Source organism: Nocardia sp. NPDC051030, assembly GCF_040683015.1.
In the GTDB taxonomy this organism is placed as follows: domain Bacteria; phylum Actinomycetota; class Actinomycetes; order Mycobacteriales; family Mycobacteriaceae; genus Nocardia.
This window is the reverse complement of record NZ_JBFBCD010000016.1, coordinates 46656-63457: the sequence shown is the minus strand read 5'-3', so window position 1 is coordinate 63457 and position 16802 is coordinate 46656. Positions and strand designations below refer to the sequence as shown.

Sequence of the window (16802 nt, the reverse complement as noted above, 5' to 3'; positions counted from 1 at the left end):
GCACATCATTTCGGTGTACGCAGCACGAACCCGACACCGCGAATGGTGTGCAGCAGGCGCGGGGTGCCGTCGATTTCGAGTTTGCGGCGCAGGTAGCCGACGAACACGTCCACCACATTGGTGTCGGCGGCGAAGTCGTAGCCCCACACCAGTTCCAGCAGCCGCTCCCGGCTCAACACCACCCCGGCGCTGCGGGCGAGTGTGGAGAGCAGTTCGAATTCCCTTTTGGTGAGCTCGATTTCATTGCCGTGCAGCAGTGCGCGGTAACCGGCGACATCCACCTCGAGCGGGCCGACGGTGATCGCGCCGGGAATGCCCGGCGGGGCCGGGGCATCGCTGCGGCGGCGCAACAGCGCCTTGATCCGCGCCACCAGTTCGGCCAGCACGAACGGTTTGACGAGATAGTCGTCCGCCCCGGATTCCAGTCCGGCGATGCGGTCGTCCACCGAGCTGCGGGCCGAGAGCACGCAGATGGGAATCTCATTGCCCATCGCCCGCAGCGCGGTGACCACGCCCGCCCCATCCAGGACGGGCATGTTCATATCGAGGACCACCGCATCGGGAGACTGCTCGGTCACGCAGCGCAGGGCGGCAGCGCCATTGCGAGCGATCAGTACCCGGAAGCCCGAGAGCCGGAGCCCGCGTTCGACGGACGCCAGAACGTCCTCGTCGTCATCGACTACGAGGACACTCGGTAGCTCACCGCGTTCGACCACGGGTTCCATTGTCGCAGCCGCTACCTCAGTAGTCGTGGCAGGAGTCGGCGACGGCCTGGATGGACGCGGCGATTCCGCCCGCCCGCGGGTCGCTGGTGGCCGAGTTGGCGGCATCCGGGTTGTCGCGGACGTAGGCGTCGAATTCGGCCTGGCGCTGGGCGAGAGGCTGGTCGAACTTGGCCTGGAGTTCGGCCTTCTGCGCCGGGTTCTGGTCCAGCAGCGAGGCCAGCGCGGGGGCCTTGGCGTGTAGCGCGGCATCGACCTGGGTGAAGGTGCAGGTCGAATTCAGCAGCGGCGCAACGAGATCTGAGGGGGCTGCGGAGGCGGTGCCCGGGAGCAGTGCCACCGCGAGGGTGGCGATCGCGCCGGCCCCGAGGACCGCGCCTGTCCGACGATTACGGACGAAACTCATGTATCGGCCTTTCCAGTTGGCTGGGCGCGAATCTCGCGATCCGCGCCCGCCCGACGCTAAAGCACCCGCATGGGAGGCCGGTGTGCGATCTCTGAGAAATCTGTGTGGGGCCGGAAAGGTGTGAACTTTTTCCGGGATCTAGGACGGCAGCGCCGGATCATCGGTCGCCGGGGCGGGCATGACCCCGTCGATGGTGCGCTCCACCCGCCGGATGGGCATGGTCATGGCGGCCGCCGCATCGGCCGCCGCGATCCGCTCGCGATCGTCCATGACCGTCACCGCGTCCCGAATCTGCCGCTCCAGGGTGGGCAGCATGGCGGCGTCCTCGATGGTCGGCGGCACCTCATAGGTCTCACCGGCGGCGATCTGACGCATGGTGCGGCGCAGGATCTTTCCGGACCGGGTCTTGGGCAGCGCGGTCACCGCGACCACGTCGTAGAGGGTGGCGATCGCGCCGACGCGCTCCCGCACCAGCTGGATCACCTCGGCGCGCAGCTTCTCCGCGTCCAGGTCCACCCCGGCCTTGAGGACCACATAGCCGATGGGCCGCTGGCCCTTGAGCTCGTCCGGAATGCCGACCACCGCGGTCTCGGCGACCGCGGGATGCCCGGCCACCGCGGCCTCGATCCCGCCCGCCGACAAGCGATGTCCGGCCATATTGATCACGTCATCGCTGCGGCCGAGGACATAGAGGTAGCCGTCCTCGTCGAAATATCCGGAGTCGCCGGTCAGATAGTGCCCGGGATAGGCGGACAGGTAGGACCGCTCGAAGCGCGCGTCATCGCGCCACAGCGTGGTCAGCGTGCCGGGCGGCAGCGGCAGGCCGAGGACGATGTTTCCCTCGGTATTGGGCGGCACCGCATTGCCTTCGGAATCCAGCACGCGCAGCCGGAAGCCGGGCACGGGCACGGAGGCGGATCCGGGCTTGATCGGAAGCTGCTGCAATCCGAGCGGATTGGCGCATATCGGCCAGCCGGTCTCGGTCTGCCACCAGTGGTCCACCACCGGGCAGTCGGGCCGATCGGCGAGCAGGGTGGTCACGGCCCAGTCGTAGGTGGCCGGATCCAGGCGTTCCCCGGCGCAGAACAGGGCGCGCAGCGAGGACAGGTCGTGGCGGTGCGCGGCCTCGGCCTCCGGGTCGGCGCGGCGGATGGCACGCAGGGCGGTCGGCGCGGTGAACATGACATCGACCTTGTACTCGTCCACCAATCGCCAGAAGGTGCCCGCGTCGGGGGTGCCGATCGGCTTGCCTTCGTAAAGGACGGTTGTCGCGCCGATCAACAGCGGCGCGTAGACGATGTAGGAGTGCCCGACCACCCAGCCGATATCGGAGGTGGTCAGCATGGTCTGACCGGGGGCGAGGTCATAGATATTGCGCATGGACCAGGCCATGGCGACCGCGTGCCCGCCATTGTCGCGCACCACGCCCTTGGGTTTTCCGGTGGTGCCGGAGGTGTAGAGGATGTAGAGCGGGTCGGTCGCGGCGAGGGAGACCGGGGCGGCGGGTTCGGCGTCGCGCATGGCGTCGTCCCAGTCGATCCAGTGCGCGGCCACGGTCTGCGTGGAGGCGGGCAAACTCTCGGTGGCCGCCTGCTCGGGGGCGAATCGGATGGTGGAGAAGCCTTCTCGCTGCTTCACCAGCACATTGCGGGGAGCGCTGGTCTGGGCGATATCGAGGGCCTGGAGGACAATCGGCGGGTATTCGATGCGGCGTCCGGGCTCCAGCCCGCCGGAGGCTGTGATGATCAGCACAGGCTCGGCGTCGTCAATCCGGGCGGCAAGTTCGTGGGCCGCGAAACCGCCGAATACCACCGAGTGGACGGCGCCGATTCGGGCGCAGGCGAGCATGGCGATGACCGCTTCGGGAATCATCGGCATATAAATGACGACGCGATCCCCGGTTCGAACCCCAAGGCGCAGCATAGATCCGGCAAATCGGGCGACTTCGTCCAGCAATTGCGCATATGTGTAAACGCGTCTGGCGCCCGTCATAGCCGAGTCGTATATTAGGGCGGGCTGGTCGGCGCGACCCCCTTCTTGACCGGTGGAACCGTCCTCCGAGGGTGTGATCTCGCGCACATGCCGATCCAGCGCATTGTAGGAGGTGTTGAGGCGAGCATCGGAAAACCACCGTGCCGTCGGGCGCGTAGTCGCATCGAGAATCTGTGTGGGAGGCACATCCCAGCTGATGAATTCGGCCGCGGTGCGCCAGAACTCCGAGGGATCGACAAGGCTCAGTTGATAAGCCGGTCGGTACTCCTGCTTCGCGTTCAACCCCGTGACTCCCTAGCTCCGCATCGATGCCCGCCTCGATAGATCTGCCTGATTGTGGCAGACTTCACGCGACGTCCGGGCGGACGCCGCGACCTTTGATTTTGCCTGGAATCGGCAGGTCAGCGACCGGTGGTTGCCAAGAAGTCACACAAGAAGTTATTGATCCGTTAGAATCGCATGTCACATATTTCGGCCGTCATGGACGCAATTTCTCGGCCAGCCGCAGTTCTCGGCCAGCATTGTCTGTCGAGCCCAGCGTGCGATCGTGGAGGCTCGCTGATGCTGCGTGGCCTGGGCCAGTTTGGAAAGTGAGTGGGAGATGCGTGACGCCGCGAGGTCCGGCAGCAATAAGCGCTGGGCGCTGAGCAACTGGGACCTGCGATGGAAGGTGACGGCGGTGCTCGCCGTGCCGCTGCTGGTCGCGGTCGTGCTCGGCGCGACCAGGATCTCGGCGGAGTTCTCCGACTCCAGCCGCCTGTCCAACGCCGTCGACCACGTCGGGGTCATCCCGGCCATCACAGGTTTGAGCGCCGCCGCGGGGCAGGTCGCCTCCGGCCAGGCAGTCATGCTGTCGCCTACTCAGTCGATGACCTCGGACCCCGAGATCGCCGCACTGGACACCGCCATTCAGTTCGCCGAGAAGGCCGCCACGCGGCTCAGCGATATCCCCAGCGCACGGTCCGCCCTGGACGACATGATCGTGGGCGCCAAGGCGATCCGCGCTCAGGGCCTGGCTCCGGCCAAGGCCGTCAGCGATTCCACCGCGGCCATCGAGCGGATCCGCGGTAACAGCGTCCGCACGGTGGAGAACATCGTCGCCACCGTCGCCGACCGCACGGTCGATCAGTCCAAGCTGCGACTGGTCGACTCGCTGAACACCCGCGCGGTGCTGGTCAACGAGATCGCCGGTATCGCCGAGGCGCTACGTGGCAACAAAGCGGACGGTTTGCGCGACTTCACGGTCAGCACGAATACCGAGCGCATGATGCTCGCCGTGCTCGCCCACCGGTTCGCCGATGGTGACGCCACCGTCGCGGATCTGAATCGGCAGGTGGACACCCGCTTGCAGCTGATCGCGGGCGCTGCGGCGGGTTCGCTGCCGGTCTCGGAGCTGAAGGAATCGCTCGAGCAGAGCATCAACGGCTACCAGGGCATCGTCAATAACGCCACCAAGGAGATCGTCTCCCGGGTCGACAGCCTGTCGAGCACGGCCCGCTCCGATGCCATCCGCTACTCGGTGATCGTGATCGCCACCATCCTCGGCGCGCTCGCGCTGGCCGTGCTGATCGCCCGCGCGATGATCGTGCCGCTGCGCCGTCTGCGCCTGGCCGCCCTGCGCGTCGCCGAATACGACCTCGGCCAGGAAGTCTCGGCCCTGCGTGACGGCGCCGACCCGGAAGATGTGCCGCTGGAACCGATGCCGGTGCACACCGACGAGGAAATCGGCCAGCTGGCCCGCGCCGTCGACGACATCCACGGTCAGGCGCTGCGCCTGGCCGCCGACCAGGCCGCCATGCGTAGCCAGGTCAATGACATGTTCGAGACCCTGGCCCGGCGCTCCAAATCGCTCGTCGATCACCAGCTCTCGCTCATCGAGGCGATGGAGTACGACGAGAAGGACCCGCGCCTGCTCGAAAACCTCTTCCGCCTGGACCATCTCGCCGCGCGTATGCGCCGTAACGGTGACAACCTGCTGATTCTGGCCGGTACCACCAAGCAGCGCCGCGGCAAGTCGACCCCGGTCGAGATCGCGGACGTGCTGCGCGCCGCCATCTCCGAGGTCGAGGACTACGAACGCGTGAAGCTCGGCGCCACCCCGCGTGGTGCCCTGGTCGAACCGGCCGCCTCCGATATGGCGCACCTGTTCGCCGAGCTCCTGGACAATGCGCTGCGTGCTTCGCCGCCCGAGACCGATGTGAAGTTCACCTTCGCGCAGGGTCATGACCAGGGTCTGCTGATCGAGGTCGCGGACCGCGGCATCGGTATGCCGCCCGCCGAGATGGCGGAGATCAACCGCCGCCTCGAGGCCACCGCCGAGGTCGGTCCGGACACCGCCCGCCACATGGGTCTGTTCGTGGTCGGCCGGTTGGCGGAGCGGCACGGTCTGACCGTGCGGCTGCGCCCGACCTTCGATACCGCACGCGATCCCGGCGTCACGGTGACGGTGCACGTGCCCAAGCCGCTGATCCTGTCGCAGGGTGGCGCCATCTCGGTGCCGCAGCAGACTTCGCCGTCGGGCCCGGGCCCGCAGGAGCAGGCTCCCGCCCCGCAGGGTGCGGGCAACCAGGCCGGTGCGCCGTCCTCCATGCAGATGCGTGCGGTCACCCGCACCGCGACCGGCAATGTCATGGTCACGGTGGATCCCGGTGTGAGCGGGCCGATTCCGGCGGGTGCGGCTCCGGCCGCTCCGTCCCCGGCCGCCGCCAGCGCCGCCACCGGTCTGCCCACTCGCCAGCCGGGGGCTCAGGTGCCCGGCGGTCTGCCGACCCGGCAGCCGGGCGTCAATGGCCCGACCATCAAGCACTCCGTGGCCGCCCCGGGCAGCGCGAGACCCGGCGGCCTACCCCAGCGCGAGCCGGGCGTGAACGGTCCGGCCGGACCGCAGGCCCAGCCGGGCGCGAACCTTCAGCCGCGGCAGCCGGGCGAGGCTCCGGCACAGCCGCGCGGCGGTCTCGCCGCCAATATGCTTCGCCGCCAAGGCGGCCCGGGTGCCCCGGGTGGGCCTGGCGCTCCCGGTGGACCCAGCGGATTGCAGCAGCGTCCGGGCGGTCCGGGTGAATCCGGTCTGCCGCAGCGTGGTCCGGTTCCGCCGCAGCGTGAGCAGTCGGGGTCCTTCCCTCAGCGTGATCCCTCGGGGTCCTTCCCACAGCGTGATTCGTCGGGCGGTCTTCCGCAGCGAGGTAGCGGAGCGGAGCCGGGTGCCGGTGGCCTGCCGACCCGTCAACCGGGTGTGAATGGTGCCCCGGGCCGGGAGCCGGGTGGACCGCCGCAGCGCGGTGCCGCCGCCGGTGGCCTGCCTACCCGCGAGCCGGGCAAGAACGGTGCGCCGCAGGGTGCGGGCGGCCCCAGTGGCCTGCCGCAGCCGAGCGTTTCTGGTCTCCCGCAGCGTGAGGAACAGCGGGGCAGCGGAGCTACTCGTCGTGAAGGCGGCCCGAACGGGCTGCCGCCGCGCGAGGGCGGTCCGAACGGACTTCCGCAGCAAGCGCGGGGAGGCGGAGCGGATCAGTCCGGAAATGGTCTGCCGCAGCGTGATCAGGCCCCGAACGGCCTGCCGCAGCGGGATACGGGCCGCCACGGTCTGCCGTCGCGTGAGAGTGGCCCGACCGGGCTCCCGCAGCGTGGTGATGCTGCCAATGGTCTTCCGCAGCGTGATCCGTCGAGCGGCCTCCCGCAGCGTGATGCCGGTTCGACCGGTATCCCGCCGCGTGACGGTGGCGCGAACGGTCTTCCGCAGCAAGCGCGGGGAGGCGGAGCGGATGGCGGCCAAGGCCTGCCACGTCGTGCCCCCGGCGGGAACGGTGCGCCCCAGCAAGCGCTGGGAGGTGGAGCGGATTCGGCGTTCGGCGGCTTGCCGCAGCGTGCGCCTTCGGGTGGTCTGCCGCAACGGGATCCGGCCGCCGGTGCCCAGGCACTGGGCGGTGGAGTCCCCCAGCGCGACGGACTGCCGCAGCGTGACGGTGGCTTGCCGCAGCGCGACAGGGGCTTGCCCCAGCGTGACAGTGGTTTGCCGCAGCGCGGTGAGGGCCTGCCCCAGCGAGGCGGAGCGCAGCAGGGTGGTGCTCCGGCCGGTCTCCCGCAGCGCGGTGGTCTGCCGGTGCGCGATCCGGGTGCGGGTCTGCCGCAGCGTCCGGCTCCGTTGCCGGGTGTGGGTCTGCCGCAGCCGGATCCGTCCGAGGATCCGAAGGATCGCGGCCGGCACAGCTTCCGTTCCAATCCGCAGAAGGCGGCCTCGTTCTTCCAGACCCGGTTGCAGCCGGCGGGGGAGAACGAGATGTCGCTGGGCACGCCGATTTTCGCCGAGATGATGTCGGCGTGGTTGTCGGATCCGAGTGCGGACCGGTCCCAAGTGGCCGCTTCCTTCGAATCACCGGGTGATGAGGGTTGGCAGGCGGCGCAGCGGGCCGTCGAGGCCACACCGCAGCGGCGGACGGCAGCGGGTCTGCCGCAACGAGATCCGGGTAACCGACTTGTGCCCGGCGGTGTGAACGGAAACGCTGACAAGGCGGCCCATCGCGACCCAGAATCCATCAGGTCAAGCTTGAGCCGTCACCAGCAGGGCGTCCGGGATGGCCGTGCGATGAAAGAAATGAACCTAACCGGAGATAAAGGAGACCGATGAACCCCGATCTAGGTGGTACGAAGCGTCAGCTGGATTGGCTGGTTTCGAACTTCGCCAATGAGGTTCCCGGCGTCGCGCATGCCGTGCTGGTATCCGCCGACGGCCTGCTGATGGCGGCGAGCGCGCAGCTCCCGGTGGACCGTGCCGAACAGCTGTCCGCGGTGACCGCGGGGCTCGCGAGCCTCTCGGTGGGTGTGTCCAATCTGTTCGAGGGCGGCACCGTCCTACAGTCCGTGGTCGAGATGGAGCACGGCTACCTGCTGCTCATGGCGGTCGGCGATGGCTCCTACCTCGCGGTGCTCACGAACACCTCGTGTGACATCGGGCAGGTCGGATACGAAATGGCTTTGTTGGTCGAGCGCGTGGGCCAGACAGTCCAGGCCACACCTCGCGTCACGATGGGTTCCTGATGGCGGGATGGACATAGACAACGAACGCGTTGGGAGCGCCGAGCCCAGTCTCGTACGCCCTTATTCCTTAACCGCCGGTCGCACGCGGCCGAAGGTGGAATTGGCGTTGGAAGCGCTCGTCGCATCGCATCCGGTCGCCCTCGAGCGGCAGTTCGAACTCACCAATATCGAGACGTCAATCGTGGAGTTGTGCAGAGAATCGCCGTCTGTCGCAGAGGTTGCCGCGCGCCTGGGTATCCCGATCGGGGTGGCCCGGGTGCTGGTCGCTGATCTCATCGAAGCCGGCCATGTGCGGGTTTCGGCGACATTGAAAGACGATTCCAGCGACGATGAACGTCGCGAGCTGATCGAAAGGGTTCTCAGTGGACTCCGGCGTATTTGATTCGACGACACAGGTCGATACGCGCACAAGTAAGCCCACGTCGGCCAAGATCGTGGTCGCCGGTGGCTTCGGTGTGGGTAAGACGACCTTGGTAGGTGCCGTCTCGGAGATTGTTCCGCTGCGCACCGAGGCTCTGGTGACCAATGCCAGTGTCGGCGTCGACAGCCTGACCGGCGTGCCGTCCAAGGCCACCACCACGGTGGCCATGGACTTCGGCCGAATCAGCCTCGCCGATGACCTGGTGCTGTACCTGTTCGGTACTCCGGGCCAGTACCGCTTCTGGTTCATGTGGGATGACCTCATCAAGGGCGCCATCGGCGCCGTGGTGCTGGTCGATACTCGCCGGTTGGAAGACAGTTTCGCCGCCGTCGACTATTTCGAGGCACGAAACCTACCCTTCTTGGTGGCTATCAATGAGTTCGACGATGCGCCCCGCTATCCGGTGGAGGACATCCGGGCCGCCCTGGCGGTTCCGGTGGATGTGCCGATCATGTCGATCGACGCCCGCCGCCGGGAACCGGTGAAGCAGGCGCTGGTCGCGGTCACCGAGTACGCGCTGCGCAAGGTCGTGCAGGGGTACTGAGTCTTTTTGCCTCCGCTTCGCTCCGGCTGTTCGCGGCCCCTTCGGGCCTCGAACTCCAGGGTGCAGGGTCCAGAATCGTGGACAGACGGGCGTTGCTGCGGTGGAGCGACACGTCGGTGGGTGACGCTCGCGTAGGGAGTCGGCCGGATACGCTCTGGCCGTGAAAGTCTCGGCGCGGGAATTGCTCGGCGAATTGCTCGATCCCGGTTCGTTTTCGAGCTGGGATCGACCACCGGTGCCCGTCCATGCCTCACCGCAGTATCGGGTGGAGCTGGAGGCGGCAGCGGCAACGGCGGGCACCGACGAGTCGGTGCTCACCGGGGAGGGTTTGCTGCGCGGACGGCGAGTTGCCGTGATCGCGTGCGAATTCGGTTTTCTCGCAGGGTCGGTCGGCGTGGCCGCGGCCGAACGCATCGTGTCGGCGGTGGAGCGCGCCACCGAGCTGGGTCTGCCACTGCTGGCGTCGCCGACTTCCGGCGGTACCCGAATGCAGGAGGGCACAGTCGCTTTCGTGCAGATGGTGAAGATCGCCGGTGCGGTGGCGGTGCACAAGGCGGCCGGGCATCCGTATCTGGTGTATCTGCGCAATCCGACCATGGGCGGCGTATTCGCCTCGTGGGGTTCGTTGGGGCACATCACTTTTGCCGAACCTGGCGCGCTGATCGGGTTTCTCGGCCCGCGCGTCTACAAGGCGCTGTACGGGAGGAGCTTCCCCGAAGGTGTGCAGACGGCCGAAAACCTTTACCGCAATGGGGTTATCGACGGGGTGGTGCCGGTGCGGGTGTTCCGCCGCATCGTGCATCGTTCGCTCAGCGTGTTGTGCGACGGGCCGTCCGCGCTGCCCCGGAATGACGGTGACTCGAGGGAATTCGATCAAGGTATCGGGGTGCTGGCCGCCGGGAACGAGCTCTACGGTCCGGCGCTGCGTGAAGGCGATGATGTGCCCGCCTGGCAGTCGGTCCTGATCTCTCGTCGTGGTGATCGTCCGGGCATTCGCGAGCTATTGCGCCACGTGACGGAGCGAGTTCCCTTGTCCGGCACCGGTCAAGGCGAATCCGATCGCACCGTGGTGCTCGCGCTCGCCCGCTTCCGGGGGCAGCCGTGCGTGGTATTCGGCCATGATCGTGCCGGTCAATCGCCGGAGCAGACCATGGGTCCCGCCGCCTTGCGGGAGGCGCGGCGCAGCATGCACCTCGCGGCCGAGCTACGGGTTCCCCTGGTTCTGGTGATCGACACCATCGGGGCCTCGCTCTCCCGTGAGGCGGAGGAACGTGGCCTCGCACCCGAAATCGCCCGCTGCCTAGCCGATCTCGTCACCCTCGATACGCCGACGGTCTCGGTGCTGCTCGGTCAGGGCAGCGGCGGCGGCGCCCTGGCCCTGCTCCCCGCGGACCGGGTCCTCGCCGCCGCGAACGGCTGGCTGGCCCCGCTGCCGCCGGAAGGCGCGAGCGCCGTCGTCCACCGTGATACCCGGTATGCCCCGAAACTGGCAGGGGCGCAGCGCATCCGGGCAAAGGATCTACTGGCGGACGGGATCGTGGATCGGGTGGTGCCCGAATATCCGGACGCCGCCGACGAACCCACCGATTTCTCGCTGCGCATGGTGGCGGCCATCGCGGAGGAACTGGCGGAACTGACCGCGCGCCCCGCCGACGAATTGGTGTCGGCGAGACGCGCGAGGTATCGGCGAGTGGGGTTGCGCTGAGTGGTCAGGCCTCCGGCTCGGGATCGGGCTGGTTCCAGCCCAGGATCATGGCCGGGGCGCAGCCGCCCGCGAGCAGCGTCGCGAGTGCCATGACGCCGCCCGCGTAGGCGGTGCGGAACGCGCTGGCCTCCGGGGCGAGCACCGCGCCGTAGATCAGGTAGAACACCGGCACCAGGGTCAGGGTCTGGGTGATCGTGAGCCCGATCGAGCGTGCCGTATTGCGTTGCGCGATCTGCCATTCGTCGAGCGTTTGTTCCGGCGCATTGTCCTGGCTCTGCGAGGCGATGCGCAGCATGATCCACGCGGGGAAGAACACCGCCAGGAACGGCAGAATGACGAGCGGCCCCCAGCGCAGATCGAAAGCGCACAGTACTCCGGTAGCGAATACCCCGAAAATCGCTACGGCAGTGAGGATCACCAGTACGCGTCGCCGGTGGCGGGTGCGCCAGCCCGGGAGCATTCCGGCCATGCGGGTCTCGTGGACCAGCCAGCGCCGGACCCGGTACTCCTGATAGCGGTCGAGCAGAGTGTTGGTCGGTGCGGTCATGGCTTTCCTTTCGAACTGGGGTACACCTCGGCGGAGAGCGGTGTGAATTCGGTGCGTGCGAACACGGCCTCGATGGGCAGTCCGAAGACGTCGCAGATGCGCATGGCCAGGTCGAGGCTCGGGTAGTGGTCGCCGCGTTCGAGTGCCCCGATGGTCTGCATATTCACGTTCACCGCCTCGGCCAGTGCGGCGCGACTGAGTCGGTGTTCGGCGCGCAGCACGGCTATGCGGTTGTAGATCGGGAGGGTTTCACCCCTTCTCACTGGGCTCACACAACATAGTGTTGTAAAAACCCAACAGGTTGTCAAGCGTGAGCCAACACATGACCCAGGTCGTTGACCCGGGGGCAAACCGCTCTTACCGTCGAAGCGGTGACCTTCAGGAGTGAAACGAGCCCAGTCCCCTCGATCGTGCTCAACGACGGGCAGGTGATGCCCAAGCTCGGCTTCGGAGTCTTCAAGGTCGCCGCCGACTCAGCCGTCGACACCGTGGCCACCGCGCTGCGGACCGGCTACCGCAGCATCGACACCGCCGCGCTCTACGGCAATGAGGCCGAGGTGGGTCGCGCCCTGCACGAGTCCGGCCTGCCACGCGACGAAATCTTCGTGACCACCAAGGTCTGGAACAACAATCAGGGCTATGACGCCACGCTGCGCGCCTTCGACGACAGCATGAAACTGCTGGGCCTGGACCGTCTGGATCTGTATCTGATCCACTGGCCGATCGCGAAGGCCGGTCTCTTCGTGGACACCTTCCGTGCTTTGCAGGCCTTGAAATCTCAGGGCCGCGTGACGTCCATCGGCGTCTCCAACTTCACTCGCGCCAACCTGGAGCGCGTCATTGCCGAGACCGGCGAAACCCCTGCGGTCAACCAGATCGAACTACATCCCTACCTGGCCCAGACCGATCTGCGCGGCTTCCACGCCGAGCGTGGAATCGCCACCGAGGCCTGGAGTCCGCTGGGCCGCGGCGCGGAACTCGAAGACCCGGTGATTGTGGCCATTGCCGCCGAAACCGGCCGCACCCCAGCCCAAGTCATCCTGCGCTGGCATATGCAGCTCGGCAATGTCGCCATCCCCAAATCGGTGACCCCGTCCCGCATTGCCGAGAATTTCGCGGTCTTCGACTTCGAGCTCAGCGCCGATCAGGTGAACCGAATCACCGTACTGGACAAGGGTTCTCGCATCGGCCCGGATCCGGATGACTTTCTCGCCGATGCTCCTGCTTGAACAAAGGCGAGGCAAGGGGGGCCGGAGGTAACGGGACAAATGCCCCGAATAGCTGTGGATGAACAGCCTGGTTGCGAACAACGAGATTGTCTGAATATTCGCAGTTCAGATGCGGTATTCGCTTCTCTTGCTTGATCATTCGCGGTAGAATTAGCACATGAGTTCGAGCCAGGAAACATCCACCGCATCGGGGGCCGGTACGCTGGCCACCGCGGTGAATGCCCTGCTCGACACCTCCCTCACCGCACTGCCGGAATCCGACATCACCGGGCTGTTGCGCGAGATCGAAACCAGCACACGCCAACTGGCCGCGCTCGGACACCGGCTCCTGGTCGAAGCGTGCGAACGGTCGCTGCCCCAGCGCGTGGGCGCGGGCTCACCGGTGCGGTTCCTCGAGGAAACCCTGCGCCTGTCCCATGCCGATGCGATCGCGCGGGTGAACGCCGCCAAGCATTTGGGGACTTGGCATGACGTGGCCGGGCGGGCGTTGGCGCCGATGCTCGCGCACACCGCGAACGCGCAAGCCGCAGGCGAGATCTCCGCCGATCACGCCCGCGTGATCGCGAAGATCACCGACCGGATCCCGCACCTGATCCCGCGTGAGGACCGCGAAGCCGCCGAACAGATCCTGGTCGAGTTGGCGCGCTCGGCGTCTCCGGATGATCTGGTCAGGGTCGGTGCGCGGATCCTCGATCACCTGGACCCGGACGGCAAACTCACCGACGACTCCGACCGGGCCCGCCTGCGTGGGATCGTCATCGGGCGCCAGCGCGCGGATGGGATGTCCCCGATCAAGGGTGAACTCACCCCGAGCTTGCGCGCGTTGTTGGATCCGGTGCTCGCCAAGCTGGCACGGCCCGGCATGTGCAACCCCGAAGACCCTGAAAGCCCGTGGGTGGCTGATGATTCGGTGCCGCGGGAGCAGGTCGAGGAGGCCGCCCAGCGCGATCGGCGTAGCGCCGCGCAACGCAATCACGATGCGTTGCAGGCGTTGCTGCGCCCGGAAATGGGACCGACCGAGCTCGGGTCTCATCGTGGGCTGCCGGTGTCGACGGTGATCACGATGTCCCTGGCCGAGTTGGAGTCCGCCGCCGGGGTCGTCACCACCGCTTCCGGTGGGACGGTGTCGATTCCGGCGGCGTTGAAGCTGGCGGAGAAGGCGCTGCCGTTCCTGGCGCTGTTCGACCATGCGGGTATGCCACTGCACCTCGGGCGTGGGCAGCGTCTGGCCAACCCCGCGCAGCGTTTGGCCTTGATCGCCGCCGAGCGCGGCTGCACCCGCCCCGGCTGCAACGCCCCCGCCACTCTCACTGCCGTGCACCATGTTTCGGAATGGGCCGACGGCGGTGCGACGGACATCGAGAACTTGACGCTCGCGTGCGATCACTGCCACGCCTTGGTCAATGACGGCCCGGACGGCTGGAAGACGGTGAAACTCGGTGCCGATTCCCAGTTCCCGGGTCGTACCGCGTGGATCGCTCCGGCGCATATCGATCCGACCGGTACACCGCGAGTGAATCACCGCCACCACTCCAAAGAACTGCTCGCCTTGGCGAAGGCCCGGATCCGGGTCCGCGAGGAACGCGATGCGCGCGCGGCGTGGTTCCATCGCCGCACTACCGCGCAACGCACCGCCGCACTGGCCTGCGCCAATATCTGAACACCCGCAACGTCACCGCCCGTGACGCCGACACCCCCTGTCGGCGGCACGGGCGTTCGCGTTTCCTCGGACGGCTCGGCCTTCGGCCATCGCTGCCATTAACCGCACCGGTCAAACCAGCGTCTCGGCCGCTCGTGCCCCAAGCGCACGGCAGTACGGATATAGCGTGGTCGCCTCGCCTGCCGTACCCGACGTTGGCTCCCCAGCCCAGAGCCGCCACCTCCCGTTCCAGCCTGGCTGGATGGCTGTGGTCCCGTTCCGGGACCAAGAACCAAAAGACAAGAGCGCCTGGACGAGCAAGAGAAGAAAAGACTCGAGACACCCAGCAGGGGCCGGGCGAGGCCGGGGATCGGCGTGTTGCGGTGTGTCGGGTTGGCCTGTTCATCGAGGGGGGACATGAGCCGGGGTTTTGTCCGGTTAGACCAGCCTCATGTCCCTCCTGAACGTGTTCTAGCTCGAGATACGCAGCGGTAGGGGCCATTTGGGGCCTTCGCGGCTGCTCGTTGGTCTTTGTTCTTGTCTTGTATCTCTTGTTTTGTCTCTTCTTGTCCAGGCGTCTTTTGTCTTTCGTTCTTTGTCTTGTGTCTCTTGACTTCCGACTCCTGCCCCGTTCAGGCAGTCTGGAGGCCGAGATAGCCCGTGAGTTCGACAGCCGCCGCCCGGCCCGCGCGATTGGCTCCGATGGTGCTGGCGGAGGGGCCGTAGCCGATGAGGTGGATGCGCGGGTCTGCGGCGACCTGGGTGGCCAGACGGCCGGTCATGGTGATGCCGCCGCCTGGGCCGCGCAGGCGGAGGGGGGCGAGATGGTCCAGGGCACTGCGGAATCCGGTGGCCCAGAGGATTACGTCGGCGTGTTGGAATGTTCCGTCGGGCCAGCGGATTCCGTCGGGTTCGATGTGGTCGAACATGGGGTGGCGGTTGAGAACGCCTCGGGCTCGGGCCGCGCGGACGCGGGCGTCGTCGGTGAGGCCGGTCACCGAGACCACCGAACCGGGTGGAAGTCCGTGCCGGACACGGTCTTCCACTATGGCGACGGCCGCGCGCCCGTCTTCGGGGGCGAATGTGCCATCGCGGAAGACGGGTTCGCGGCGGGTGACCCAGGTGGTCGTCGTCGTTTGCGAAATCTCGTCCAGGAGTTGGATCGCGGTGATGCCGCCGCCGACCACCACCACGTGCTTGCCCGCGAATTCCTTTGCGGTGCGGTAGTCGTGGGCGTGTAGCTGTCGTCCGGCGAAGGTGTCCGCGCCGCGGTAGTAGGGAATGAAGGGCTTGTCCCAGGTGCCGGTCGCATTGATGAGACCTCGGCTGCGGAAGGTGGTGTCGCGGGCTTCGGAGTGCAGGAGGCCGTCGACCGCTTCGTTGGGGCAGGTCGCGGGTGTGGCGCGATCGCAGACGACGTTCACCGATACCGGGCGGTGCACGCGGAGGTCGAATTGCTTCTCGTACAGCTCGAAGTAGTGCGGGACGGCCGTGGAAGCTTGTGCGTTGTCCGAATCCTCGGCCAGGGTCTCGGCGAACGACATGCCGGGGAGATCATGGACACGATTGACCGTGCTCAATGTCAAAGACGGCCACCGGAACTGCCAGGCTCCGCCGGGTGCGGGGGCGTGGTCGACGATGAGAAAGTCCTGTTCGGGGCGTAGCCCGAGTCGCCGGAGGTGGTAGCCGACCGACAGTCCGGCTTGGCCGGCGCCGATCACCAGGATGTCGACATCGGGTGTTGCGATCACGGACCCGACGGTACGCGCGCTTAGAGTGAAACCCGTCCATGGGTACGTAGCACAGTGGGGAAGGGCAGATGCTCGGAGTCAGCCGCGATGGTGATGTGGTCACTATCGAACTTCAGCGTCCGCAACGCCGGAACGCTCTCAACGAAGAACTCGTGGGGTTGTTGCGCACCGCGATAGAGGATGCGGCGCTGTCGGCACGGGTGATCGTGCTGACCGGTCAGGGGCCGCTGTTCAGCGCGGGCGCGGATCTGGACGGGGTGTATTCCGACCGGTTCCTCGAGGGCCTGCTGGGGATGCTGCGCACGATCGAAACGGTCCCGGTGCCGGTGATCTCCGCGATCAATGGCGGTGCGCTGGGCGCGGGTGTGCAATTGGCCTTGGCGTCGGATCTGCGGGTCATGTCGCCGGATTCGTTCATTGCGATTCCGGCGGCGAAACTCGGTATCTCCGTTGATCGTTGGACGGTGCGCCGATTGTCGTCGCTGATCGGTTCGAGTCCGGCGCGCAGCATATTGCTGGGCGCGGAGCGGATCTCCGCCGCCGACGCCTACACCTTCGGATTCGCCAATAAGCTCGGCACGCTCGCCGATGCGCAGGAGTGGGCCAAGCAGATCGCGCAGCTGGCCCCGCTCTCCCTGCGGCATATGAAGCTGGTGTTCAACGATGACGAGACACGCGGAGTCGACACTCCGGCACAGGCCGCGGCCTTGAGGGCGGCGTGGAGCAGCGCCGATGCGCAGGAGGCACGCCAGGCCCGGCAGCAGAAGCGGCCCGCGAAATTCGAGGGCCGATGAACGCCAAGCGCGTGGCCGCGT

The 16802-nt window shown here is 67.1% G+C and carries 14 protein-coding genes; 8 read left to right on the top strand and 6 right to left on the bottom strand.

Annotated features, from left to right (window positions below):
• Positions 1 to 5: 5 nt before the first annotated feature.
• From AB0N05_RS38120 to AB0N05_RS38110, 3 genes are all read right to left on the bottom strand, one after another.
• The gene (locus AB0N05_RS38120) at positions 6 to 725 is read right to left on the bottom strand and encodes a response regulator transcription factor (RefSeq protein ID WP_364703902.1); all 720 of its coding nucleotides are present in this window, start codon (positions 723 to 725) and stop codon (positions 6 to 8) included.
• Between the two features lie 16 nt (positions 726 to 741).
• Complete coding sequence (locus AB0N05_RS38115; protein WP_364703899.1) at positions 742 to 1128, bottom strand: hemophore-related protein; 387 nt, start codon at positions 1126 to 1128, stop codon at positions 742 to 744.
• Positions 1129 to 1266: 138 nt separating this feature from the next.
• Positions 1267 to 3402, bottom strand: a complete 2136-nt coding sequence (locus tag AB0N05_RS38110; RefSeq protein ID WP_364703896.1) for an AMP-binding protein — start codon at positions 3400 to 3402, stop codon at positions 1267 to 1269.
• Positions 3403 to 3721: 319 nt separating this feature from the next.
• Here AB0N05_RS38110 and AB0N05_RS38105 point away from each other — a divergent pair, with 319 nt between their 5' ends.
• From AB0N05_RS38105 to AB0N05_RS38085, 5 genes are all read left to right on the top strand, one after another.
• Entirely contained in the window at positions 3722 to 7741 is a 4020-nt protein-coding gene (locus tag AB0N05_RS38105) for an ATP-binding protein (RefSeq protein ID WP_364703893.1), read from the top strand.
• Entirely contained in the window at positions 7738 to 8151 is a 414-nt protein-coding gene (locus AB0N05_RS38100) for a roadblock/LC7 domain-containing protein (RefSeq protein ID WP_029930951.1), read from the top strand. Before AB0N05_RS38105 ends, AB0N05_RS38100 begins: the two co-directional genes overlap by 4 nt.
• Positions 8152 to 8158: 7 nt before the next feature.
• The gene (locus tag AB0N05_RS38095) at positions 8159 to 8533 is read left to right on the top strand and encodes a DUF742 domain-containing protein (protein ID WP_067531005.1); all 375 of its coding nucleotides are present in this window, start codon (positions 8159 to 8161) and stop codon (positions 8531 to 8533) included.
• Positions 8514 to 9116 (top strand): ATP/GTP-binding protein, encoded by a 603-nt coding sequence (locus AB0N05_RS38090; protein ID WP_364703889.1) that lies wholly within the window; start codon positions 8514 to 8516, stop codon positions 9114 to 9116. The genes AB0N05_RS38095 and AB0N05_RS38090 overlap by 20 nt, the downstream gene beginning before the upstream one ends.
• 154 nt (positions 9117 to 9270) lie before the next feature.
• Positions 9271 to 10821, top strand: a complete 1551-nt coding sequence (locus AB0N05_RS38085) for a carboxyl transferase domain-containing protein (RefSeq protein WP_364703961.1) — start codon at positions 9271 to 9273, stop codon at positions 10819 to 10821.
• Positions 10822 to 10825: 4 nt separating this feature from the next.
• Here AB0N05_RS38085 and AB0N05_RS38080 read toward each other — a convergent pair whose 3' ends face one another.
• Both AB0N05_RS38080 and AB0N05_RS38075 read right to left on the bottom strand, forming a co-directional pair.
• A complete protein-coding gene (locus tag AB0N05_RS38080; protein ID WP_364703886.1) occupies positions 10826 to 11368 on the bottom strand; it encodes a hypothetical protein in 543 nt (180 codons plus the stop codon).
• Complete coding sequence (locus AB0N05_RS38075) at positions 11365 to 11640, bottom strand: helix-turn-helix transcriptional regulator (protein ID WP_364703883.1); 276 nt, start codon at positions 11638 to 11640, stop codon at positions 11365 to 11367. The genes AB0N05_RS38080 and AB0N05_RS38075 overlap by 4 nt, the downstream gene beginning before the upstream one ends.
• Positions 11641 to 11739: 99 nt before the next feature.
• Between AB0N05_RS38075 and AB0N05_RS38070 the strand changes: the two genes are divergently transcribed.
• A complete protein-coding gene (locus AB0N05_RS38070; RefSeq protein WP_364703881.1) occupies positions 11740 to 12597 on the top strand; it encodes an aldo/keto reductase in 858 nt (285 codons plus the stop codon).
• A gap of 157 nt (positions 12598 to 12754) precedes the next feature.
• Positions 12755 to 14257, top strand: a complete 1503-nt coding sequence (locus AB0N05_RS38065) for a DUF222 domain-containing protein (RefSeq protein ID WP_364703878.1) — start codon at positions 12755 to 12757, stop codon at positions 14255 to 14257.
• Between the two features lie 611 nt (positions 14258 to 14868).
• Here the strand turns inward: AB0N05_RS38065 and AB0N05_RS38060 are convergent.
• Entirely contained in the window at positions 14869 to 15984 is a 1116-nt protein-coding gene (locus tag AB0N05_RS38060; protein WP_364703958.1) for an NAD(P)-binding domain-containing protein, read from the bottom strand.
• Positions 15985 to 16055: 71 nt separating this feature from the next.
• Here AB0N05_RS38060 and AB0N05_RS38055 point away from each other — a divergent pair, with 71 nt between their 5' ends.
• Positions 16056 to 16781 carry an enoyl-CoA hydratase gene (locus tag AB0N05_RS38055; protein WP_364703875.1) on the top strand — a complete coding sequence of 242 codons (726 nt, stop codon included), beginning with the start codon at positions 16056 to 16058 and terminating at the stop codon, positions 16779 to 16781.
• Positions 16782 to 16802 lie beyond the last annotated feature (21 nt).